The sequence below is a fragment of the Paenibacillus cellulosilyticus genome (assembly GCF_003182255.1).
In the GTDB taxonomy this organism is placed as follows: Bacteria; Bacillota; Bacilli; order Paenibacillales; family Paenibacillaceae; genus Paenibacillus_T; species Paenibacillus_T cellulosilyticus.
This window is the reverse complement of the sequence record NZ_QGTQ01000003.1, coordinates 339,306-363,660: the sequence shown is the minus strand read 5'-3', so window position 1 is coordinate 363,660 and position 24,355 is coordinate 339,306. Positions and strand designations below refer to the sequence as shown.

Genomic DNA, 24,355 nt, shown 5'->3' with positions numbered 1-24,355 from the left:
ACCGGCTGTCGCCTCATTTATCGAGGCTGGATGTGCGACTGCACTTATGTAGTAGGTTTTATCGCTAGTAAGAATTTATTCTTTCCTACAATCTCGAAAAATTATAAATTCTAAATAAAAAACCGATGCTTCGCCAACAAGCTGTGCTTGCGGCCGATGCACCGGTTACATTCCCGCTTCAGATCGGCTAAATGGCTGCCGATTAAACAAGTTGGCGCAAGTATTCGCCCTCTGCATCTGTCATTGTGACAAGCGGCAGGCGGACGCCGCCGACCGATAGGCCTTTCAGCGCCAATGCATATTTGACCGGAGCTGGGCTCGGGTAAATGAACAGACCTTTGAAGATCGGCAAGCTCTTGGCATGAAGCTTAGATGCCTTGCGAACATCGCCTTCCAAATAAGCATTGATCATTGCTTTCATATCAGCGCCAATTACGTGACTGGCAACGCTAACAATACCATAGGCTCCAACTGCTAATGCAGGCAACGCCGCGCTGTCATCACCGCTGTAGACACGGAAATGAGAAGGAGCATTCTCTGCAATTTCAGCCAACTGATCAAGTGGTGCACAATCTTTGGTTGCAACAACGTTAGGCAATTCAGCCAAACGCAACGTCGTCGCTGTCGTCATGTTGATACCCGTACGGGACGGAACATTGTAAAGCATGATCGGAAGCTTCGTCGACTCAGCAATTGCTTTGAAATGCTGGTATAGTCCCTCTTGATTTGGCTTGTTGTAATAAGGAGTAACAAGTAAAATGCCATCGACGCCACAAGCCTCAGCCATAGCTGTCATATGAATCGTATGCGCTGTGTCGTTGCTTCCTGTACCCGCGATGATTTTCGCGCGGCCGCCAGCACGTTGAACTGAGAAACGGAACAATTGTTCTTTCTCCGCTTCGTTCAGCGTAGGTGCTTCGCCAGTCGTGCCGGCGATGACCAATGTGTCGGATAACTGTTCTTCGATTAAATAATCAATTAATCTACCTGTTGCTTCCCAATCAATTGAGCCCTCTGCATCAAATGGTGTTGCCATTGCTGTCATTAATCTGCCAAAATCCATGACGATTCCTCCTGCCTAGTTGAAACCGTAGACATCTTATTGTATAGATCGGGACAAGCGGCATTTTCACCGCTTGCACCGCCATTGTCGCTATAAATGCAGTTCGAACTTCGTGTGCAGTGCGCGCAGCGCGTCTGCCATGTTCTCCTGCCTTACGAGAACCCAAATCGTCGTATTGGAGTCCGCCGATTGAAGAATAGGGATACTCGCCTCACTTAGTGCTTCGACGATCCTTGCCATAATGCCAGGAACACCGTTCATGCCGCCGCCGATAACCGAAACTTTGGCACAACCGCTGACCGCATTGGGTATATAGCCGAGCTTCTCCAGCACTTGAACTGCTTTCTCCGCATCGCGGTCGAATACGGTATAGACAGCTCCTCCTGGTGTAACGTTAATAAAATCAACGCTGATTCCATGACGAGCCATCGATTGAAAAACTTGCAGCTGCACATCGACCTGTCCCTCACGGGCATAGACCGATATTTGGGTAACCCCAGCAACGTGTGCAATTCCCGTTACATGCTTATCACGAACAGATGTGCCGGCGAATGTCCGATCATCCGTAACAAGCGTACCTTCATCCTCGGAGAATGTCGACCGAACACGCAGCGGAATTCGCGCCTGCTGTGCAATCTCTACTGCTCGCGGATGAATGACCTTTGCTCCTTGTCTTGCCATATTGCAAATCTCTGCATACCCGACAACCGTAAGCGGCTTCGCTTCGGACACAATGCGTGGATCGGCTGTCAAGATACCGTTAACGTCGGTATAGATGTCAACTCGTTCAGCACGAAGCGCAGCGCCAAGTGCCGTTGCAGATGTATCGCTGCCGCCTCTTCCGAGTGTCGTTAGTTCACTATTCTCCGTCCGACCTTGAAATCCTGCCACGACTGCAACATCTCCGCGCTGCAGTGTTTCAATTAAGGCTTCAGTACGTACTTCAACAATACGTGCTGAGCCAAAAGTCGAATCTGTAATTACGCCAGCTGCTCCGCCTGTTAGACCAGAAGCATTAATACCTTCAGATCGAAGCTTGCTGACCAGGACAGCAGTCGAGATAATCTCGCCACAGCCAAGCAGCAGGTCCTTCTCTCTTGCAGGCAGAGAATCGCCATTACTAGCAATCATCTTAAGGAGCGTATCCGTTGCGTACGGATCACCCTCGCGCCCCATCGCGGACACGACAACGACAAGTGCATAGCCACGATCCCGTTCCCTTGCGATATGACGAATGACAAATTCCCTCGCTTGCTCTGTAGCAAGCGAGGTGCCCCCGAACTTTTGAACAAGTATTCGCATGATGTCAGTCCTCCAAATTGGTCAATGAAGACTATAGACGCCGGGAGCAGCTATTCGAATGGGTATGATGGCGTAAAACAGATAATTGTATGGTGAACAGCGTTCCAAACAGCGCCAGTGTGAACGCACGGAAGACAACTGCCCGAACGCGTGGAGGGGACAATGGCTGTTAACCATTCGTCTCCCCTACTTCAGGCGTGTATCTATGAGAAAAGCTCTATCGAAGCATTTCAAAGATGTATAACGCATTACAATTCCATCTAGTACAGAAAACGCTCGACTAGCATCGGTTGAAGCTGTTTTCCTTGAAGAGCAGCTTCACACGCTTCGACTACAAGATCCATACGGGCAACCAAGGAATTTGGTTTCTGCTCCGGATTGTCTTGGCCAAACGGGACGAAATAGATGTTCTTCGCGACGAGAAGCTTTGCAATATTGGCTGCATTCAATCCGAGACCGTCATTCGTAGAAATAGCAAGCACGACGGGACGTCCGTTGCGCATCTGCGCTTTCGCTGCCATCAATGGTGCGCTATCGGTCAATGCATTCGCCAAACGGCTCGTCGAATTGCCCGTGAGAGGCGCTATTAGCAGCACATCAATCAGCTTCGACGGTCCGAGCGGCTCAGCTTGAACAATCGTCGAGATAATATCGTTCCCCGTAATCCGTTTCAGCTCAGACTGCCAATGTTCCGAAGTGCCAAACCGCGTATCTGTCGTCATTAATGTATGAGATGCGATTGGAACAACATTCGCTCCCAGATCAACGAACCGTTGAATATGCGGCATCACCTCAGCAAACGTGCAGTGTGATCCTGTCAAAGCGTAACCGACCGTTATCCCCGACCAGTTCATGGTCTCTCCCCCCACAGCTTCGCATTGTCCAAAATTAATTGGCATAAGCAATCCGCTATGATTCGTCCAGCCGTCTTCGGCGCGACGATACCCGGGAGACCGGGAGCCAGCATCGCCTTCATTCCACGCTTCTCAGCGAACCGAAAATCGGTACCGCCAGGCTTGGATGCAAGGTCGATAATGACCGCCCTGGAGGGCAAATTCGCAATAATTTGCGCTGTGACTATCATAGTCGGAATTGTATTAAAAAGCAAGTCAATGTTACCAACTTCGTGCATCAAACGATCCGTATAAAACGGGAGAAAACCCATCTCCCATGCGCGTGCGAAGTGCTCTTCACGCCGAACGCCCACCTTAACTTTAGCGCCCAAACCTTGCAAAGTTCTTGCGAGTGTCAGCCCTGTTCTACCGATTCCGAGCACCATGCAGTTGGAGCCATGAATCGTAATATCCGTATTCTGAATCGCCATCATAATGGCACCCTCAGCAGTCGGAATCGAGTTATATATTGCCACATCATCCCGTTCAAACAGCTCGACGAGTCCAATGCTGTGTTCTGCGCATAGGTTCACGAGGTAAGGCTTAGCCATCCCTGCATATACGACCGCATGCTTCGGCAAACGTCCGATTTGCGCTGATGTCAGCTTCAGCTCCCGATCACTGAATACGGCAGTCACAAGGCCGGAATCATCTGTTCCGACAGCGGGAAGCAGAAGCACGTCCGCAACGTCGAACAGTTCGTCGCGCAATTCAGCGTGTATAGCGCCATCTAGTGACGTATGCAGCCCCTCGAACCCGACAACTGTGACAGTAGCGTCCAGCTCCGTCAGCTTGCGAATCACTTCGAGCTGACGGGCATCGCCGCCGATCAGCAGGACATGAACGCCGGTGAGCATGAAGGCTTCACTCCTTTCTGCGCTCATAAGATATAGAGCATCATATGCGATAGCCTATAAGGGGGTGAATGATTAAGGGAGGTCCCTTTGACCCCAATTTATTCGTGTGAGCCCTCTTGCGTTTCAGCGATAACGCTTTGATACCCATTCCCTTCAAGGGGATTTGGTGCTGAAACAATTGTGGAGTAAGACGGAGCCACTGTAAACGGTTGCGAGAGAGCTTAATGGGGGTGAAACGGAGGATTTAGCGATGTAACGGTTGCTATTGTGCTTACTGGCGCATTTTCGGGGAGAAATGCAGGGTTGGTTGATCGATAACGATTGTAGCAACCGTTAGCTTTCGAATGGGTTAGATTACTTGGAAATAGCCACTATGGCAACCGTTATAGTCTTTGGAGGCACGACGAGTGGGACATACGTTGGTTGGAACGAAAAAGACCTCAGCTTCCACTGAAGTGGAGATGAGGTCTTACGGGTGATTACTTTTATACGCCTGTATGGCCGAAGCCGCCTGCGCCGCGGACGGTGTCAGGGAGTTCGTCGGTTTCGGCGATGGTGATCGCCGGGACGGTCTGGAATACCATCTGAGCGATACGTTCGCCGCGTGTGATCACGAATGGCTCTTGACCTAAGTTGATCAGCAGCACTTTCACTTCGCCGCGGTAATCAGCGTCGATCGTGCCTGGCGAGTTGAGGCATGTGATGCCATGCTTGAACGCTAAACCGCTGCGAGGGCGGATTTGCGCTTCGAGCTGTTCCGGCATCGCCATCGCGAAGCCAGTCGGAATAAGTTTGCGTTCGCCTGGGGCAATCGTAGTTGGCTCCGCCACTGCTGCATGCAGATCGAAGCCAGCTGCCGCTGCGGACATCCGCTCCGGGAGCTTGACGTCCTCATTGCCTGGGAGGCGTTTAAACAGAACCTGAAACAAACTGATCCCTCCTGAGCTTCGCCGCTGCCTTATCATTCGTTCCTACGACAGCTGTCGCAAATGGAACGCTGAGCAATTTCTTCGTCATGTCCGCAATATCGGACATGGTTACTTCATCGATACGCTCCAGCATTTGATCAAGCGTATAGTGTCTTCCGAGCATCAGCTCGTTTTTGCCGTTACGGTTCATCCGGCTGCTCGTGCTCTCCAGACTGAGAATGAGGCTGCCCTTAAGCTGCTCTTTGCCACGATGAAGCTCTGCATCCGTCAGACCTTTAGCCGCAAGCTCGCCAAGTATATCCATCGTAATGTTCAAGACGTCGGCCGTCTGCTTCGGCGCAGTACCTGCATAGATTGTGAACAACCCCGTATCGGCGAACGAAGTATGGTACGAGTACACCGAGTATGCAAGGCCGCGTTTCTCACGGATCTCTTGGAACAGCCGGGAGCTCATGCCGCCGCCAAGCGCATTATTGAGCAGCACCATCGCATACAGGTTCGGGTCTGCAATTGAGCAGCCCGGGAACGAGATGCAAATATGATTTTGCTCCGTCTGCTTCTTATGGAACAAATAATTGCCGTTGAACACTGGCGTATCGAGCGTCTCCGCCACGCCTGAATTCGTGAACCCGCCAAAATGCTTCTCCAGCAGCTCAATCAAGCTCTGTTCTTCTACATTGCCGGCTACGCTAATAACGACATTGTCAAGACGATATTGACGCTGCATATAGCTGCGAAGATCGCTGCTCGTCATCGCTTGAAGCCGATCCTGAAGGCCGAGGATTGAATAAGCTAGCGGGTGATCGCCATAAGCTGCACGGGACGCATCATCATGTACCTTATCGTCTGGCGTGTCTTCGTACATCGCAATTTCTTCGAGGATGACGTTCTTCTCTTTGGCAAGCTCTTCTTCATCCAATTGGGACTTGAAGAACATATCCGCTAGTGCATCAACCGCGATTGGCAAATGCTGATCCAGCACTTTGGCAAAATAGCACGTATATTCCTTTGATGTGAACGCATTGACGTTGCCGCCAATGCCATCAAACACATCGGCAATATCTTTTGCTGTAAACCGTTCAGTTCCTTTAAACAGCATGTGCTCAATAAAATGGGAAATACCATTATCTTGTGTATTCTCATGTCGCGAGCCTGTCTTGACCCAAATGCCGAAAGAAACCGATCTGCACGTTGGGATCGGCTCAACAATGACTCGCAAACCATTGCTCAATGAATATTTCTTCAATTAAGAGTCCTCCTTCGTTTTGACGCAAGGTGAAACGACTGAGACGTCCATCAAACGGCACAGTGCATTTCTTCCCAGGAAAATCCAAACTAAGTATTGGTGAAATCGTATACTTTGTTGGATTTGAACATAGACACGAGGAGCAGTGTCCTACCGTTCAATAGATAGTACCACTATAACAAATTAAGTGACACCACTCAACCGCCCGCGTCCGTACGCTTTGGTGATAACGTATCGCTGACCGTTCCAAGCTGATAGCCCTTCGACTTAATCATTTTAATCAGATCAGGCAGCGCATCGCGTGTTGAAGCTGTAGGATGCATGAGAATAAGCGCACCTGGCTGCAGCTTATTGCGAACTCGGCTCAAAATCGTCGAAGCCGGCGGTTTCCTCCAATCAATGGTATCTATTGTCCACAGCACGGTTCGCAGTCCCTGTGAATGCGCGATCGATACGGTTGTTCCATTATAATCACCAGATGGCGGTGCGAACCAACGATTGTCCTTCACGCCCAGCACAGATTCAAGGAGCGCCTCCGTCTTCGCGATTTGCTGATACTGTGCATCGCGGCTAAGTGTACTCATATTCGGATGATTGTACGCATGGTTGGAGAGCTCGTGACCTCCCGCTAGAATCTTCTTTGCTAGGTCAGGATTATTTCTTAGCCATGTGCCATCAAGGAAGAAAGTAGCCTTCACATTTTCTTCTTCTAGCGTTTTCAGCATTGGCTCAAGAAATTCATTTCCCCATGCGACATTGATCATCAGCGATACCATTTGCTTATTCGGATTGCCGCGATATACAGGCTGCGCACCAAGATCATTCAAATTGACGGCAGGTGCGGTTTCTTTATAAAAAAGTTTTAACGGTGCACCAGCATCATTGCTGACATTGGCGGCATACGTACGATCGACATCTACCTCAAGCCCGTTATAGCCGGGAATTGCTTTCCACACACGGTCAAGCTTCGCATCGATCGGCTTTATGTTCCGCTGCGCAGCCTCATTTCGAATTTCTTGAAGTAAACGCTCATTCGTATGATCACTGTAGGCTGGAGACGAGGTCTCCACTTGACTGCCCGTACTCCGCATCGCTTGTATGTATTCACTGAAAGGCTCGTTAAGCTTCACTAGAGCGAGGATAGCAAGTACACATCCTGCCATCGCCGCAACTTTGCCAACCTTCATCCGAACTCCCACCTTTCCCATGCTCACAATGTATGAGAAATGGGACGAGAATATGCGGTTGTTCCAATCCTTACTAAGTCATAAATTTAACCAACAAAAAAAGAGACAGATCAAATCTGGCTCTTCGTCGTTTAGGCTATAGATGCTGCTGCATCATACATGCGTATGATTAGAACGCTGCGTGAGTTCGGCTATGCCTAGAACCACACGCAGTCGTCTTATTGCGAGGAAACTTCCGATTCCTGCGTCAGTACTGCTTTGCGCGACAGATTGATGCGGCCTTGTTGGTCGATCTCTGTTACTTTAACCGTAATTTGATCGCCAATCTTCAGCACGTCCTCGATCTTCGCAATACGCTCAGTCGATACTTGCGAAATGTGAACGAGACCGTCCTTGTTCGGCAGGATTTCGACGAATGCGCCGAATTTCTCAATCCGTTTTACCGTACCGAGGTAGATTTCGCCAACAACAACTTCGCGGACGATGCCTTCGATAATCGAACGAGCTTTCTGGTTCATCTCTTCATTAGAAGAAGCGATGTACACCATGCCGTCCTGCTCGATGTCGATTTTGACACCCGTCTCTTCGATGATTTTGTTGATGATTTTGCCGCCTGCGCCGATTACATCACGGATCTTGTCCGGATTAATGCGAAGCGTCATAATCTTCGGTGCGTATTTTGACAGGTTTTTGCGCGGCTCGTTAATTACTTCAAGCATTTTGCCAAGGATGTGCATACGGCCTTCGCGTGCTTGATCAAGTGCCTGCGTCAGAATCGCACGGTCGATACCGTCGATCTTAATGTCCATTTGAATTGCCGTTACGCCAGCTGCCGTACCTGCAACTTTGAAGTCCATATCGCCGAGGTGGTCTTCCATCCCTTGAATGTCGGACAGGATTGAGAAGTGATCACCGTCTTTAATCAGACCCATTGCAATGCCGGCTACCGGTGCTTTTATCGGAACCCCTGCGTCCATCATTGCAAGCGTGCTTGCGCAAATACTTGCTTGTGATGTCGAGCCGTTCGATTCAAGAACCTCGGATACGAGACGGATCGTGTATGGGAATTCAGATTCAGGCGGAATAACTTTCGACAGAGCGCGCTCACCGAGTGCACCGTGACCGATTTCGCGACGGCCTGGAGCACGAAGAGGACGTGCTTCGCCAACGGAGAACGGCGGGAAGTTATAATGGTGCATGAAACGTTTGGATTCTTCTGGCGAGATGCCATCGAGAATTTGTACATCACCAAGCGCACCAAGCGTACAAATGCTAAGCGCCTGCGTTTGACCACGTGTGAACAGACCCGAACCGTGAGTACGTGGCAGCAAGGACGTATCGCACTCGATCGGACGAATCTCATTAAGCGCACGGCCGTCAGGACGGATTTTATCATGCGTAATGAGACGACGTACTTCTTCTTTGACGATGTCATAAAGTACTTCTTTCACGTCGTCCATGAATTCCGGTGTCTCAGCATATACTTCGTTGAAGTGGGCAACCGTCTCCACGTTGATAGCGTCAATCGCCTCTTGGCGAGCATGCTTCTCAGGAATACGAATCGCTTCGTTCAGACGTTCAGAAGCATAGGCGCGAACCGCTTCGTTGACCGTACCGTCAACAGCATGCAGCTTCACTTCCATCTTGTCTTTACCAGCAATCGATTGCAGTTCTTCAATCGTCGCAACGATATTGCGGATCTCATCGTGGCCGAACATGATAGCTTCAAGCATGACGCTCTCTGGCACTTCATTCGCTTCTGCTTCCACCATCATGATCGCATCGCGCGTACCCGATACGACAACAAAAATATCGCTTGCTGCTTCTTGCTCAACCGTTGGGTTGATGATGAATTGACCATCAATACGGCCAACGACAACACCGCCGATTGGACCATTGAATGGAACATCGGAGATCGACAACGCAGCAGACGTACCGATCATTGCAGCGATTTCTGGCGAGCAGTCTTGATCGACGCTCATAACCAAATTAACGATTTGAACATCGTTACGGAAGCCTTCTGGGAACAATGGGCGAATTGGACGGTCCGTCAGACGGCTCGACAAAATCGCTTTCTCGCTCGGACGGCCTTCACGTTTGATGAAACCACCTGGAATTTTACCGACTGCATACAGCTTTTCTTCGTAGTTTACAGTCAATGGGAAGAAGTCGAGGTCCTTCGGTTCCGAAGAAGCGGTAACCGTACAAAGCACGACTGTTTCGCCGTAACGAACCGTTACAGCAGCATTCGCCTGTTTAGCCAAACGTCCTGTTTCCAGCACGAGCGGGCGTCCACCAAGCGACATTTCCACTTTTTGCAGCATACTATCCCTCCTGACCATGTTGCATGAATCATGCATACATGGCAAACAATTCAGATTTCTTTAACATTACAAAAAGCAACCTGCCACATCCGCCCGTTTGTCGGACCGAAGAAAGGCTAGGTTGCTTTTTTCGATGCTTATCGGCGAAGGCCGAGTTTTTCGATCAATGCGCTGTAACGTTTAACGTCGTTGTTCTTCAGGTATGCCAGCAGTTTACGGCGTTGGCCTACCATCTTGAGCAAACCGCGGCGGGAGTGGTGGTCCTTCTTGTGCGTCCGCAGGTGGTTCGTCAAGTTAACGATGTTTTCCGTAAGGATAGCGACTTGAACCTCTGGGGATCCCGTATCGCTCGCGTGTTTCTTGTGCGTTTCGATAATTTCATTCTTACGCTCTTGCGTGATTGCCATCCTAGTTCACCTCCTAATCAAATAATCGCCATCAGCCTCGTCACCGCCGGTGAGAGCGAATAACCAAGCTAAGGTTCCTGTGCTGTATCGACAGCGAAAACTGTCCATGTAAGCAGCAACGTGTTACAGTATAGCACAAAAGCATGGCCCATGTAAACTGCCGTTGCTTGTGCATTCCGTCACATTATAGGTTACGACTAACCGGCGACGCTTCTTTCGATTGAAGCTCTTCAAGCTGTGCAGCCGCTTCATCACGGTCGCGGCCAATTTGTGCAATCAACTCATCGACGGAGGCAAATTTATGCTCTGGACGAATGAACGAAATAAATCGAATTCGTATCGACTGATCATACAAATCACCGGAAAATCCGATAAGATGAGCTTCGAGCACTGGCGCCTTCTCCCCATCCTTGAATGTCGGCTTCATCCCATGATTCAGAACAGCTGGATAAACTTGACCACCAATGACAACCTGTGCGGCATATACGCCAAGCCGTGGTGTAATGTATGGCTGGGTCAGCCCTACGTTAGCTGTCGGGAAGCCAATCAGTCGACCCCGAGCATGACCATGCACGACAACGCCTTCAACCTCATATGACCGACCAAGCAGGTCTTCAACAAGTGCCATATTCCCTTGATCCAGCGCTTCGCGTACGTAGGTGCTGCTGATCTTCTGACCCTGTAAGAGCAGTGGCTCAACAACCTCCGTTGTAAGCCCCTGTTCGCTCCCTAACGTTCCAAGCATCTGAGCATCCCCTGCACCTCGACTGCCGTAGCGGAAGTCAAATCCGACCACCGTATGGCGAACGCCGAGTGGTACGAGTACCTCCGATACAAATCGTTCAGGAGAAATACTGGCGAAGCTATGATCAAACTTCATAACGAACACATAGTCAACACCAAGCGCCTCGAATTGAGCCAGCTTGCTCTCAAGCGGTGTTAAACAGCTGAAGTACTGCTCGCCCTGCCCGAGCACTGCTTTCGGGTGAGGATGAAAAGTCATGACGGCCGATTTCAGCCCTTGCTGGCGAGCGGCATCAACTGCACGCTTGATTACGTTCTGATGTCCTTTGTGGACTCCGTCAAAATGACCGATCGCAATAGACAGCTGCTCGTCCTTCGAAGCTAACTTCGAATCGGATAACGGAAAACCGATGGAGATCAGTTCCATAGCACAAACACCCGCAATTCTGTTCAAATTCTGTCGTATTGTTAATTAAATACTTTGACAGGAGACAATAGCCGTGCCTCGGCATTCCATTCGAATACGCCAAGAAAACGATCATCCTCATCATACAATCGAACAGACTGTTTAGGTAAGAGCGAATTCTCGCTGAGAAGACGATGCGCAGCAATTTTTTGTCCTTGCAGCGCATTCTTAGCCGCAATCTGCTTTACAACGACCTTCGGCATATGAACAAGTGCAGCATCCGCAGACATTAGCTTCGATTGCAGCAGGCCATCTGCCTGTAAGCTTGCAACCTCTTCAAGCGTTAGGCAATGCTCCTCAGTAAACCCTGCCGACATTGTACGGACAAGCTCTGCCATCGAAGCTGGTACGCCAAGACGTTTACCGATATCGACACACAAGGTGCGAATATAGGTGCCTTTTGAGCAATGTACGTCGAACCGAATGCGAGGTCTTCTTGCATCTTGTTCAAACCCGAGCAAATTAATGCTATAGATCGTAACCTTACGCGATTTGCGTTCTATCGTTACCCCTTGTCTTGCTAGATCGTACAAACGTTGTCCATCGACCTTAACCGCTGAATACATCGGCGGTATTTGATCGATTTCACCAATGAATGAAGCGAGCACCTCGTTTACTTGTTCTTCTGTAACCGAGACCTCATCAACTTCCTCTATAGGTGTTCCTGTCATATCCTCGGTATCCGTCGCCACGCCGAGCTGCAATACAGCTTGATAAGCTTTAGGCTGTTCTTGCAAGTATTCGACGACACGCGTCGCGCGTCCGATGCAAAGCGGCAGTACGCCTGTAACTTGGGGATCGAGCGTGCCTGCATGTCCGATGCGCCGCTCTCGCGTAATGCCCCGCACCTTCGCCACAACGTCATGGCTTGTCCAACCAGCTGGCTTCCATACCGCCAATATGCCATCCATCAATCGTTCAACGCCTTTCGTTCCACATCGTCTATGCGCGGCCGCTCAATCTTGAATAAGCCCCGACAGAGTTTTTCTCACTGCTTCCACCAATTGCAGCATTGACTGTTCCAGCGGCCCATCGTGTTTGCAGCCAGCTGCACGAACATGTCCGCCGCCACCAAACGATTGCGCAATAGCCGCTACGTCAACCAACCCGGCTGATCGTAAGCTAACTTTTACATGACCGTTCTTAAGCTCCTTGAACAGCATACCAACTTCTACGCCATCAACGTTGCGCGCATAGTTGACCAATCCTTCAAGATCCTCAGGCGCAGCGCCAGTGTGGGCGAGATCATTTGCTTCTATGTATAACCAGCCAATACGATTATCTTCGGAAAAAGTCAATCTGCTGAGTCCAAGCTGAAGCAGCTTAAGCTGCGGCATCGTCATCCGCTCGAGCAAGTAATCCGCGATCCAGTGGCCGTTCACACCAAGCTTAAGCAGCTCAGAAGCCATTTCCATGACATGTGAGGTTGTGTTGGAATATCGGAAACCGCCCGTATCCGTCAGAAGGCCCGTATAAATCGCAGTTGCTGCCGGCTCATCCGGTGTAATACCAGCATGTCTTAACAAATCAAACAAAATCTCAACGGTTGCTGCCGCTTCTGGATGAATAATATTATGAACGCCGAAAGCGTCATTCGTTGGATGATGATCGATATTAAGAAGCTGATAGCCCTCAGAAAAACAAGACGCCACTTCTCCGATACGCCGAAAATCGGCACAATCGACAGCAATGACGCGGTTGAACTTACGATTCAGCTGTGACTTGCTGTAATTAATAATCGTATCGGTAAGAGTTAGAAATTGAAGACGCGAAGGAACTTCCCCTTCGTTGATTAGCGTAAAACGTTTGCCAAGCTTAGTCAGCAGCCATCCGACAACAACAGTCGAGCTAATTGCATCACCGTCAGGTTGCACGTGAGAGACGACCAGAAAGTCGTCTCCCTCATGCATGAACGTCAATGCCTGCTCGAGTAGAGCTGAGTAGCTCTCCGAACTGAGCATCGCCTGATTGGTCATACGTGTCGTTCCCCGCGATTGATCTGTTCAAGCAGCGACTCAATACGGCTGCCATATTCGATACTCGCATCAAATTTGAATACGAGATCTGGCGTATGGCGCAGACGCATCCGCTTGCCCAGCTCCGAGCGAATGAAGCCTGTGCCTTTTGCAATGGCCTTCAGCGATTCTTCCTTCTGCTCTTCGCTTCCCAATACACTAAGGAACACTTTGGCTTGGGACAAATCATTCGTCACTTCAACACCAGTAACCGTAATGAATCCGATGCGAGGATCCTTCAATTCCGATTGAATAATTTGGCTCAGCTCTTTTTTAATTTGTTCGCCGACCCGTCCGACTCGGATTTTAGCCATTAAGCGATCACCTCTCTACCTTTTCCATCACGTAGGCTTCGATGATGTCCCCTTCTAGAATGTCGTTAAACTTGTCGAGCGAGATACCGCACTCGTAGCCTTGCGCGACTTCCTTGACATCATCCTTAAAGCGCTTGAGCGAGTCAATTTTGCCTGTGAAAATGACTTTGCCTCCGCGTGTAACGCGTGCTTCTGCGTTGCGTTGCATTTTACCATCAGTAACCATGCTTCCGGCGATCGTGCCGACTTTGGTCACTTTGATTAGCATGCGCACTTCTGCGTGACCAATAACAACTTCTTTGAAGATTGGGTCCAACATGCCCTTCATTGCATGCTCGATCTCATCGATAACATTGTAAATAATGTTATGCAGACGAACATCGACCTTCTCATGCTCAGCTTGAGCAGCTGCCTGTGCCTCTGGACGAACGTTGAAGCCGATAACGATCGCATTCGATGCCGAAGCAAGGTTAATATCGGATTCCGTAATTGCACCTGCGCCGCTGTGAATGACACGAACACGTACGCCTTCGATGTCGATTTTCGCTAGTGCGCCTTTGAGAGCCTCAACGGAGCCTTGTACGTCGCCCTTGATAATGACATTAAGATCTTTGATCTCGCCGTCTTTAATATGCTGGAACAAATCATCAAGCGTTACGCGTGTCGTCGTCGTAAGCTCCGACTGACGCGCCTTCGTCATACGCGTTTCCGCAATTTGACGTGCTTTGCGCTCGTCCTCGTACGCGAGGAACGGATCGCCTGCAAGTGGAACTTCCGTCAGACCGGTAATTTCGACAGGTGTCGAAGGTCCCACTTCCTTCAGACGACGGCCTTTATCGTTCACCATTGCGCGAACGCGGCCGAAGCTGTTGCCGGCAATAAATGCATCGCCGACTTTAAGCGTACCATGCTGAACGAGGATACGTGCAACAGGGCCTTTGCCTTTATCAAGCTCTGCCTCGAGAACGGTACCGCGAGCACGTTTGTTCGGGTTCGCTTTGTAGTCGTTCACTTCAGCTACGAGCAAAATCATCTCAAGCAGACCTTCGAGGTTGATCCGCTGCTTCGCGGACAGGTTGACGAAGATCGTGTCGCCGCCCCATTCCTCTGGTACAAGGCCGTACTCGGTGAGTTCTTGTTTAATTTTATCCGGATTTGCTTCCGGTTTATCGATTTTGTTAACGGCAACGATAATCGGTACGCCTGCTGCCTTCGCATGGTTGACTGCTTCAACCGTCTGCGGCATGACGCCGTCGTCTGCTGCGACAACGATAATCGTAATATCCGTTACTTGAGCACCGCGGGCGCGCATGAGCGTGAACGCTTCGTGGCCTGGTGTATCAAGGAACGTAATTTTCTTGCCGTGAACTTCAACTTGGTATGCACCGATGTGCTGCGTAATGCCGCCCGCTTCTCCGCCCGTAACGTTCGTGTGGCGAATCGCGTCAAGCAGCGTCGTTTTACCATGGTCAACGTGACCCATGATCGTTACAACCGGTGGACGTGCTTCCAGATCTGCCTCGTCATCAACCTCTTCGACTGTTTCGAATTGGTCTTCTTCAACGCGGATCTTCACTTCGACTTCCTCGACGCCCATCTCTGTTGCGATCAGTTGGATCGTATCGAGATCAACTTCTTGGTTAATTGTTGCCATTACCCCCATAAAGATCAGCTTCTTGATAACTTCTGAAGCATCCTTATGGAGCAATTTTGCCAACTCGCCAACCGTCATCGAACCACGAACGATAATTTTCTTCGGCGTGTTGTCGATTTTCTCACGTGGAGGCTGGTTGCTAGCTCCGCGGTTGTTTCTGCCGCCTTTGCCGCCACGAGGTGAACGGAAGCCGCCTTTGTTATCATCGTCGAAGCGTCGGCCACCATTGTTGTTATTGTTGTGGTTTTTTTGATTTCCTTTTCTCGAAGCCCAGTTGCTGGAAGCACCGCTGTTCTCAGAACGTGAGCTTTGGGATGGCGCGCTTGAAGCGCCGCCGCGTGCGCCACCGCCAGGTGCGCCGCCGCCGCCAAATGACGGACGACCGCCGCCGCCTTGACCTGCTGGTCTGCCTGCGCCGCCTTGGCCGCCACCTTGACCACCACGGAATCCGCCGCCTTGGCCGGCTGGTCTACCTTGACCGCCACCTTGACCGCCTTGACCACCGCGGTATCCACCGCCTTGGCCTCCTTGACCACCTTGGCCGCTCTGACCGCGATATCCGCCGCCTTGACCACCTTGGCCTCCTTGGCCGCCGCCTTGACCGCCGCGATATCCGCCGCCGCCTTGACCGCCTTGGCCTCCTTGACCGCCGCCTTGACCACGGTATCCACCGCCGCCTTGGCCTCCTTGACCGCCGCCTTGACCACGGTATCCACCGCCGCCTTGGCCTCCTTGGCCGCCGCCTTGACCGCGGTATCCACCGCCGCCTTGGCCTCCTTGACCGCCGCCTTGACCGCGATATCCACCGCCGCCTTGGCCTCCTTGGCCGCCGCCTTGACCACGGTATCCACCGCCGCCTTGACCTGGTCCACGATTACCGCCTTGACCGCCTTGGCCGCGGTATCCGCCGCCTTGGCCTGGTCCGCGATTGCCGCCTTGCGTACTATTCGTATTCTGTTGACTTGGAGCTTGCTGTTCAGTACTACGTTGTTCGGTGCTGCGCTGCTCCTGTTGTTCGCCTGCTTGGTTGGTTGTGTTCGTTGTCGTTTTAATAGAATTCATAGTCCCCTGTCTATCCTGTAAATGATTTTTGTTTGGATCCGATTGCGGCTGTGCTGCAGCTTGCTCTACAGCAGGCGCCGCCTTTCGGTTATCCTGGTGTTTCGGTGTTGGCGCCGCAGATACAGTAGCTGTTTCGGAGGCACGTTTAACTGCGGCACTTTGTTTAATATCACGAAAGAATCCTTCAACCTTGGAGACCATATTGTTCTCCATGACACTCATATGATTATTCACCGGCAAATTAAGCCGTTTCAAGATCGTAATAATTTCTTTACTGCTCATATTGAGCGATTTGGCATATTCGTATACGCGAAGCTTATCTTTATTGTTATCTTTGCTGTCCGGTTGTTTTGTCAATATGGTCCACCTCCGAATGTGAGCTCAACTGACCAACGATCATTCGGGCGAATCCTGCGTCGGTGACCGCCACCAGCACGCGGGCTTCCTTCCCGATCGCCTTGCCCAGTTCCACTCGATCGAACGCTTCGGCTAGTTTGACATTATAATAGCCGCACTTGTCACGATACTTCTTCTTCGTGTTGTCCGAAGCATCCCCCGCAACGATGACTAGATGTGCTTTGCCTTGCCTTATCGACTTCAGAACCGTATCGTCTCCGGTAACAAGCTTACCGGCTCTCATTGCCATGCCCAGATGTGAAAGTGCTTTACTCATCGTCGTCCTCTGCACGTTCCTTATTGGCAATGAATTCATCCTCTACCGCTATGAAATCCTGCTCCAGTTGGTCGTAGATGACCGGCTCTACTTGCGCTTTCAACGCTCGATCGAATGCCCGGCTCTTCTTAGCCAGCCGGAAACAATCGACTTGTCCGCACAAGTAGGCGCCTCTGCCCGCCTTTTTCCCTGTCAGATCGATCAGAACATTTGCTTCTGGTGTCCGTACAACCCGAATGAGCTCCTTCTTAGGCATCATTCGTTGACAAGCAATACATTTGCGCAGCGGCACTTTTCTCGGTTTCACCGTGCTCCCTCCTCTCTGAAGCAAGCTCTCTATCTTGTTGAACGATTAGTCGATCGATACCGAATCCTGATGCATCGTATCGCTCTCTGGCGATCTCGGACGACCGAACTCTTGTTCCGCTTGCGTCTCGCTCTTAATATCAATCTTCCAGCCAGTCAGCTTTGCTGCAAGACGCGCATTCTGGCCTTTAATACCGATTGCGAGCGATAGTTGATAGTCAGGCACGATTACGCGCGCCATTTTCTCCTGCTCGAATACGATAACTTCCAATACTTTGGACGGGCTCAGTGCATTCGCAACGTACTCGTCGATATTTTCCGACCAGCGAACGATATCGATCTTCTCGCCTTTCAGCTCGTTGACAATTGTCTGTACGCGCATGCCCTTTGGACCTACGCAGGAGCCGACCGGATCAACTTCCGAATTACGGGAATGAACGGCAATCTTCGAACGGAAGCCCGCTTCGCGTGCAACGGAACGAATCTCAACGACACCGTCATAAATTTCTGGAACTTCAAGCTCGAACAGACGCTTCAACAGGCCTGGGTGTGTACGGGACATAATGATTTGTGGCCCCTTAGTCGTGTTCTCAACTTTCGTGATATACGACTTCACACGATCGCCGTGCTTGAATTTGTCGGTTGGCATCAATTCCGTCAGCGGAAGCACTGCTTCAACCTTGCCAAGATCAACGAACAGATTGCGTGTATCTTGACGTTGAACGATACCGTTCACGATATCTTCTTCCTTATCGATGAACGCGTTATAAATAAGACCGCGCTCAGCTTCGCGGATGCGCTGTGTAACGACCTGCTTAGCGGTCTGAGCTGCAATCCGGCCAAAATCGCGCGGTGTTACTTCAATGTCAGCAATATCATCGATTGTGTAATGCGGATTAATCTCGCGTGCTGCTTCTACTGAAATTTCCATGCGAGGATCAAGCACCTCGTCAACAACCGTCTTACGTGCGTACACTTTAATAACGCCCGTCGTCCGGTTAATGTCAACGCGTACATTTTGTGCAGTGTTGAAATTACGCTTATAACTGGAAATGAGCGCAGCTTCGATGGCATCGATCAGGATGTCTTTGCTGATCCCTTTCTCTCGCTCGATCTCACCTAAAGCTTCAATAAACTCCATGCTCATTGCAATGAGCTCCCCCTTTCATACGATGACAGACGTGCTAGAATACAATAGCCAAGCGGGCCGAGGCAACTTTAGCATATGGAATTTCAACGTTGCTTTGTCCGACACGCATCTTCACGAGCTCTCCGTCGAACGATTGCAGCAGTCCTTCAAATTCCTTGTGCCCTTTAATTGGCTCGTACGTAGTTACATAGATATGCTTACCGACCGCTTTGTGCACGTCTTCCGGTTTTTTGAGAGGGCGCTCAGCACCGGGCGAAGAAACCTCCAGGAAATACGCTTCCGTGATCGGATCCTTCTCGTCGAGACGTTCGCTCAAATATTCACTTACGCGACCGCACTCATCGATATCGATGCCGCCCTCCTTATCGACAAATACGCGCAGGAAGTAATTGCTGCCTTCCTTCACATATTCAACGTCAACAAGCTCAAATCCGTTCTCGTCGATGAAAGGTTTGACCATGTCTTCGACGATTTGTTTGATTTTCGAATTGCTCAAATGTTACGAACCTCCCGAATGTGACAATGGAAAAATGGCGAGACAAAACGTAAAGAGTGGGTTTCCCCACTCTTTGTCAGTCAGCCTATCCACATCTTTACCAGAAAAATTATAACATAACCATATGACAGGTGACAACCGCCTTGTTCAAGGTGAAACGACTGTCAACGTTATATTAATGAGACAATACGTTTCATTCCGGAGAAATTAAAGCCATTAGATCAGATAATACTTGGTTAGAAGAGCGACAGTTGGTTCGACTCCGGCAATCCACGGAAGCAGCCCATGCCGGTCAGAACCTCGACAATCGTCTTCGTTGCCTTTGATTTCATCTGGAAGTCTTCTATTGATAGGAACTCGCCTTCCTCACGTGCACCCGCAATATTCTTCGCCGCGTTCTCGCCGATTCCGGCAATAGCCGAAAACGGTGGGATCAGCGAATTGCCATCCACGATAAAGTTTGTCGCATCCGAACGGTAAAGATCAATTGGCTTAAATGAGAACCCGCGAGATGTCATCTCTAATGCCATCTCTAGCTGCGAAACGCTGTTCTTTTCTTTCGGCGTAGCGTTAAAGCCCTTGTTCTCAATCTCTTCGAGCTTACGGAAGATTGCATCATAGCCTTGGCACAGCAGATCAAGGTCGAAGTCCTCTGATATCCGAACGGAGAAGTAGGTCGCATAGAATTGGATCGGATAATACAGTTTGAAGTAAGCCGTACGAACAGCCGAGATAACGTATGCCGCAGCATGGGCTTTCGGGAACATGTATTCGATCTTCAAGCAAGAATCAATGTACCACTGCGGCACTTTGCAGTTCTTCATCTCTTCGATCCACTCTGGTGTCAAACCTCTACCTTTACGTACGCTCTCTGTAATTTTGAATGCAAGTGCGGCGTCCATGCCCGCTTTGTAGATGAGGAACAACATGATCTCGTCACGACAACCAATAACGGTCTTGATCGTACATGTATTGTTCTTAATCAGCTCTTGCGCATTGCCAAGCCATACGCCTGTTCCGTGAGACAACCCAGAAATCTGCAGTAAGTCGGCGAACGTTGCTGGTTTCGTCTCTTCAAGCATCTGACGAACAAACTTTGTACCCATCTCGGGAACACCGTATGTCGCAACGGCGGATCGAATTTGCTGCGGCATGACACCAAGTGCATCCGTCGAGTTAAAGATGCTCATCACCTTTGGATCGTTCATCGGAATCGACGTCGGATCGACGCCAGTCAAGTCCTGCAGCATCCGCATCATCGTCGGATCATCGTGTCCGAGTATATCGAGCTTGAGTAAGTTTTCTTCAAAGGCGTGATAATCAAAATGAGTCGTCTTCCATTCTGCATTGACATCATCAGCCGGATACTGAACCGGCGTAACATCCTCTACCTCGATGTAGTCCGGCACAACAACAATACCGCCCGGATGCTGGCCCGTGCTTCTCTTTACACCTGTGCAGCCTGATGCTAGTCGGCTCAGCTCAGCTCCACGCCACTTCTTGCCCTGCTCTTCTTCATATTTCTTAGCGAAGCCATAAGCGGTTTTCTCCGCAACGGTGCCTATCGTACCTGCACGGAATACGCATTTCTCGCCGAACATGACCTTCGTGTAGTTATGCGCAACCGGCTGATAAACGCCTGAGAAGTTTAAGTCGATATCGGGAACCTTATCACCCTTAAATCCAAGGAACGTCTCGAACGGAATATCTTGGCCTTCACCCTTCATCGGAGAACCGCAATTCGGACACGACTTGTTCGGCAAGTCGAAACCGCTGCGAATGCTGCCATCCAGGAACCATTCACTATGCTTACACGCCGGGGACGGACATAGGTAGTGTGGTGGCAGCGGGTTAACTTCCGAGATTCCGAGGAACGTTGCTACGATCGAAGAACCTACGGATCCACGGGAGCCTACGAGATAGCCATCTTCATTCGATTTCTTAACCAGACGTGCCGAGATCAAATAGTTGGCCGAGAAGCCGTAGCTGATAATCGGCACAAGCTCTTTCTCAAGGCGCTGAATAATAACCTCCGGCAGCTCTTCTCCGTAAAGTGACTTGGCTGTGTTGTAGCAGGTCGAACGAATTTCTTCCTCTGCGCCTTCGATAATCGGTGTGAACAGCTTGCTAGGGAACATATCGAATTTCTCGAATCGATCCGCGAGCTCATTCGTGTTGCGGATGACGACTTCATATGCTTTCTCTTCCCCTAGGAAAGAGAACTCACGAAGCATCTCATCTGTTGTACGGAAATGTGCATCCGGCTTGCGCATCCCTTTCAGCGGGCTGAAGCCAGTGATGCCTTGAATCGTAATATCCCGGAACACTTTGTCACGCGGATTCATATAGTGAACGTTACCTGTTGCGATAACGAGCTTGTTCAGCTTAGCGCCAATACGAACAACGCGGCGAAGCGCCTCTTCGATCTCCGCACGGCTGGCGACGAACCCTTTTTCAACTAGATGCATGTAGAAATCAACAGGTTGAATCTCCAATACATCATAGAAATGTGCGACTTCCTCTGCCTCTTCCTCCGTCTTATTAAGTACGGTTTCGAAGAATTCACCTTTCTCACAGCCAGAAATGATAAGCAGTCCTTCACGCATAGCGGTCAGCTTGCTCTTCGGCATAATAGCTACTTTCTTGAAATGCTGTGTATGTGACATCGAAATCAGCTTGAATAGATTTTTTTTGCCTGTACCATTAAGTGCATAAACACCGCAGTGGAAGGGACGCTGATTCGATAGGTCGAGTCCGGCATAATCGTTCAGCTGATGAAGTCCTGTAATATTCCGATCGGCGCAGTCCTTCAGTAGTCCGAACAAAACGCCGCCAAGCGCGATCGAGTCATCGATTGCTCGGTGATGGTTGTCAAGGCTAATTTTGTACTTATCAGAGAGCGTATTCAGCCGGTGGTTTTTCATCGTCGGATGTATGAAACGAGCGAGCTCCAGTGTATCGAGCACAGGATTTTGTACTTCAGGAAGTCCGATCGCCTTGCAATTCGCTTGGATAAACCCGATATCAAAACGCGCATTGTGCGCAACGAGCACCGTGTCACCGATAAACTCAACGAATTCGCGCAGCTTCGGTTCAAGATCAGGAGCGTCTGCAACCATCTCATCGTTGATGTTGGTGAGCTGCTGGATATGGTAAGGAATTTTCTCGTGCGGGTTGATGAAGGTCGAGAAGCGGTCGACTTCTTGACCATTGCGCATTTTGACACCTGCAAGCTCGATAATCTTACAGTTAATAATCGACAGACCCGTGGTCTCGATATCGAATACGATATATTCACTGTCGAGCAGCGATTGCTCGCGGGGGTTGATGACCATCGGAACGGAATCATTGACGACGTTGGCTTCAACACCATACAGCACGTTAATGCCATGCTTCTTCGCTGCTTTCGCCGCTTCTGGGAAACAGTGAACGTTGCTGTGATCAGTAACCGCGATTGCTTTGTGGCCCCACTTGGCAGCGGTTTTCACGTAATCACTAATCGAAGTAACAGCATCCATCGTGCTCATTGACGTATGAAGGTGGAATTCAACCCGCTTCTCGGCTGCTTCATCCTTACGGTCTGCAGGGGCTTTCACTTCATGCAAATCGTTCGGCATCATGACGAGTTCTGGTTCCATCATGAATCGGTCATACTCGACGCGACCACGTGCCTTGATCCATTTGCCATTCGAGAGCTGACTAAGAATCTTGACGTCTTCCTTCGTTTTCGCAAACATTTTCATCGCGATGGAATCCGAGAAGTCGGTTACGTTGAAGGTAAACAGCGTGCTGCCGTTACGCAGCTCTTTCACTTCTAGACCAAATACAGTACCTTGTACCGCAATCTTCTTCTCTTCTTCACGGATGTTCATAATCGGAACAGCTTCTTCACGGATATCATAGCCAACTGCGAGCGGCACTTCACCATCATCAGCCGCATCATCAAACGATTCTACAGGTGCGCTTACCATGAGCTGCTGAATCGCTTCACGTTCTTCTTGCTCCAATTTGCGTGCAAACTGTTCGAGCGCTTCCAGCTTGCTCTCGTGTCCTTGTGATGCAATCAGCTTCACACGTACATTCCGTGCAAACCGATCGTCGTAAAAACGCGATACGGCCTCATCGATTCCTTTTTTCTTGGCGAGCTCAAGACCTGTCTGATCCATCATTAGAATACTTAGTGTATCCTCGTGTGCCTCGATGCCGGCCCTTGCCAGCCAGCCATTAACCGATACCATCTCGCGTTGTGCATATTCAACGAATAATGGCCAATATTCCTTCGAAATAACAGATGTTGCGATTGTGTTATCGTAATGCATGACAACGGATATCGCTGCAATATGTGAAAGACGTTCAGCAATCGTTCGTGTGAACAACGAGAACGCCGTCATTGGAACCAAGGATGGTTTATGAATATGAAGCGTCCACTGTCGATTGGTTTCACTGACGACAACCCGCTCGATATGTCCGTCTTGAAAATGCGTATGAATCATTTCTTCCGGCAGCTGCGCCTGACGCATAAGCAGCTCGAACCGCTGACGCTTATTAGAGTCCATAACTTTATTCCTTTCCTGAGAGGACAATGAGGAGTTCCCCATGCCCCCTTTTTAGTTAAAATTGGGGATGAATCCCCAACCCCCTTTGTTATAAGGGGCTTCGCCCCTTGGGAACCGCTGATGAGGGGCGAAGCCCCTGAAACCCAACTTCTCCACTCCCACCCAAACCCTCCCTCTCCGAAGAGGGAGGGCTCCAAAGGGCTCCGCCCTCTGGACTCCTGGATACGCAGTTTAGCTGTGTGGGAGGTGGAGTCGCTTTCGTCCCTGTTCGGGACACGCTTTACGGATGATGTATCTAGGTACGGTTGATGAATGAAATGCTATGATCGAGCTCGATCGTCGGTGCGTGCGATTAAGCCGCTTGTCGTCCCTACGGGACACGCTGTTGGTTGGTGCCCGACCGTGAATTAGGGGCTTCGCCCCTTGGGAACCGCTGATGAGGGGCGAAGCCCTGAAACCCAACTTCCCACTCCCACCCAAACCCTCCCTCTCCGAAGAGGGAGGGCTCCAAAGGGCTCCGCCCTCTGGACTCCTGGATACGCAGTTTAGCTGTGTGGGAGGTGGAGTCGCTTTCGTCCCTGTTCGGGACACGCTTTACGGATGATGTATCTAGGTACGGTTGATGAATGAAATGCTATGATCGAGCTCGATCGTCGGTGCGTGCGATTAAGCCGCTTGTCGTCCCTACGGGACACGCTGTTGGTTGGTGCT

At 50.2% G+C, this 24,355-nt stretch carries 19 protein-coding genes; all 19 read right to left on the bottom strand.

Annotation, left to right across the window (positions count from 1 at the left end; all coding sequences use genetic code 11):
* Positions 1 to 202: 202 nt before the first annotated feature.
* The 19 genes from dapA to DFQ01_RS06740 all read right to left on the bottom strand — a co-directional run bounded on the left by dapA (position 203) and on the right by DFQ01_RS06740 (position 23,644).
* Entirely contained in the window at positions 203 to 1,063 is an 861-nt protein-coding gene (gene dapA / locus DFQ01_RS06830) for a 4-hydroxy-tetrahydrodipicolinate synthase (RefSeq protein ID WP_110043130.1), read from the bottom strand.
* A gap of 90 nt (positions 1,064 to 1,153) precedes the next feature.
* Positions 1,154 to 2,365, bottom strand: coding sequence for an aspartate kinase (dapG, locus tag DFQ01_RS06825; RefSeq protein WP_110043129.1), 1,212 nt, complete (start codon positions 2,363 to 2,365; stop codon positions 1,154 to 1,156).
* A 260-nt stretch (positions 2,366 to 2,625) separates the two neighbouring features.
* Positions 2,626 to 3,219, bottom strand: a complete 594-nt coding sequence (locus DFQ01_RS06820; RefSeq protein ID WP_110043128.1) for a dipicolinate synthase subunit B — start codon at positions 3,217 to 3,219, stop codon at positions 2,626 to 2,628.
* Complete coding sequence (gene dpsA, locus DFQ01_RS06815) at positions 3,216 to 4,115, bottom strand: dipicolinate synthase subunit DpsA (RefSeq protein ID WP_110043127.1); 900 nt, start codon at positions 4,113 to 4,115, stop codon at positions 3,216 to 3,218. The genes DFQ01_RS06820 and dpsA overlap by 4 nt, the downstream gene beginning before the upstream one ends.
* Before the next feature lie 485 nt (positions 4,116 to 4,600).
* Positions 4,601 to 5,080, bottom strand: coding sequence for a dUTP diphosphatase (dut, locus tag DFQ01_RS06810; protein ID WP_110043126.1), 480 nt, complete (start codon positions 5,078 to 5,080; stop codon positions 4,601 to 4,603).
* Positions 5,025 to 6,290, bottom strand: a complete 1,266-nt coding sequence (locus tag DFQ01_RS06805; RefSeq protein WP_110043125.1) for a M16 family metallopeptidase — start codon at positions 6,288 to 6,290, stop codon at positions 5,025 to 5,027. The genes dut and DFQ01_RS06805 overlap by 56 nt, the downstream gene beginning before the upstream one ends.
* 197 nt (positions 6,291 to 6,487) lie before the next feature.
* On the bottom strand, positions 6,488 to 7,477 hold the full coding sequence (locus DFQ01_RS06800) for a polysaccharide deacetylase family protein (RefSeq protein ID WP_110043124.1): 990 nt from the start codon (positions 7,475 to 7,477) through the stop codon (positions 6,488 to 6,490).
* A gap of 218 nt (positions 7,478 to 7,695) precedes the next feature.
* A complete protein-coding gene (gene pnp / locus DFQ01_RS06795; RefSeq protein WP_110043123.1) occupies positions 7,696 to 9,801 on the bottom strand; it encodes a polyribonucleotide nucleotidyltransferase in 2,106 nt (701 codons plus the stop codon).
* A gap of 137 nt (positions 9,802 to 9,938) precedes the next feature.
* Entirely contained in the window at positions 9,939 to 10,208 is a 270-nt protein-coding gene (gene rpsO, locus DFQ01_RS06790) for a 30S ribosomal protein S15 (RefSeq protein ID WP_110043122.1), read from the bottom strand.
* A 184-nt stretch (positions 10,209 to 10,392) separates the two neighbouring features.
* Positions 10,393 to 11,379: a bifunctional riboflavin kinase/FAD synthetase gene (locus DFQ01_RS06785; RefSeq protein WP_110043121.1), complete on the bottom strand. Its 987-nt coding sequence runs from the start codon at positions 11,377 to 11,379 to the stop codon at positions 10,393 to 10,395.
* 41 nt (positions 11,380 to 11,420) lie between these two features.
* A complete protein-coding gene (gene truB, locus DFQ01_RS06780) occupies positions 11,421 to 12,329 on the bottom strand; it encodes a tRNA pseudouridine(55) synthase TruB (RefSeq protein ID WP_110043120.1) in 909 nt (302 codons plus the stop codon).
* A 45-nt stretch (positions 12,330 to 12,374) separates the two neighbouring features.
* Positions 12,375 to 13,394: a DHH family phosphoesterase gene (locus DFQ01_RS06775; protein WP_245946562.1), complete on the bottom strand. Its 1,020-nt coding sequence runs from the start codon at positions 13,392 to 13,394 to the stop codon at positions 12,375 to 12,377.
* Positions 13,391 to 13,747, bottom strand: a complete 357-nt coding sequence (gene rbfA, locus DFQ01_RS06770; protein WP_110043119.1) for a 30S ribosome-binding factor RbfA — start codon at positions 13,745 to 13,747, stop codon at positions 13,391 to 13,393. The genes DFQ01_RS06775 and rbfA overlap by 4 nt, the downstream gene beginning before the upstream one ends.
* 7 nt (positions 13,748 to 13,754) lie before the next feature.
* Positions 13,755 to 16,820 carry a translation initiation factor IF-2 gene (infB, locus tag DFQ01_RS06765; RefSeq protein WP_110043118.1) on the bottom strand — a complete coding sequence of 1,022 codons (3,066 nt, stop codon included), beginning with the start codon at positions 16,818 to 16,820 and terminating at the stop codon, positions 13,755 to 13,757.
* Positions 16,792 to 17,136, bottom strand: a complete 345-nt coding sequence (locus tag DFQ01_RS06760) for a L7Ae/L30e/S12e/Gadd45 family ribosomal protein (protein WP_110043117.1) — start codon at positions 17,134 to 17,136, stop codon at positions 16,792 to 16,794. Before DFQ01_RS06760 ends, infB begins: the two co-directional genes overlap by 29 nt.
* Positions 17,129 to 17,443 carry an RNase P modulator RnpM gene (gene rnpM, locus DFQ01_RS06755; protein WP_110043116.1) on the bottom strand — a complete coding sequence of 105 codons (315 nt, stop codon included), beginning with the start codon at positions 17,441 to 17,443 and terminating at the stop codon, positions 17,129 to 17,131. The genes DFQ01_RS06760 and rnpM overlap by 8 nt, the downstream gene beginning before the upstream one ends.
* 45 nt (positions 17,444 to 17,488) lie before the next feature.
* Positions 17,489 to 18,589: a transcription termination factor NusA gene (nusA, locus tag DFQ01_RS06750; protein ID WP_110043115.1), complete on the bottom strand. Its 1,101-nt coding sequence runs from the start codon at positions 18,587 to 18,589 to the stop codon at positions 17,489 to 17,491.
* A 37-nt stretch (positions 18,590 to 18,626) separates the two neighbouring features.
* Positions 18,627 to 19,088, bottom strand: a complete 462-nt coding sequence (rimP, locus tag DFQ01_RS06745; RefSeq protein WP_110043114.1) for a ribosome maturation factor RimP — start codon at positions 19,086 to 19,088, stop codon at positions 18,627 to 18,629.
* Positions 19,089 to 19,324: 236 nt separating this feature from the next.
* Positions 19,325 to 23,644, bottom strand: a complete 4,320-nt coding sequence (locus DFQ01_RS06740; protein WP_110043113.1) for a PolC-type DNA polymerase III — start codon at positions 23,642 to 23,644, stop codon at positions 19,325 to 19,327.
* Positions 23,645 to 24,355: the final 711 nt, after the last annotated feature.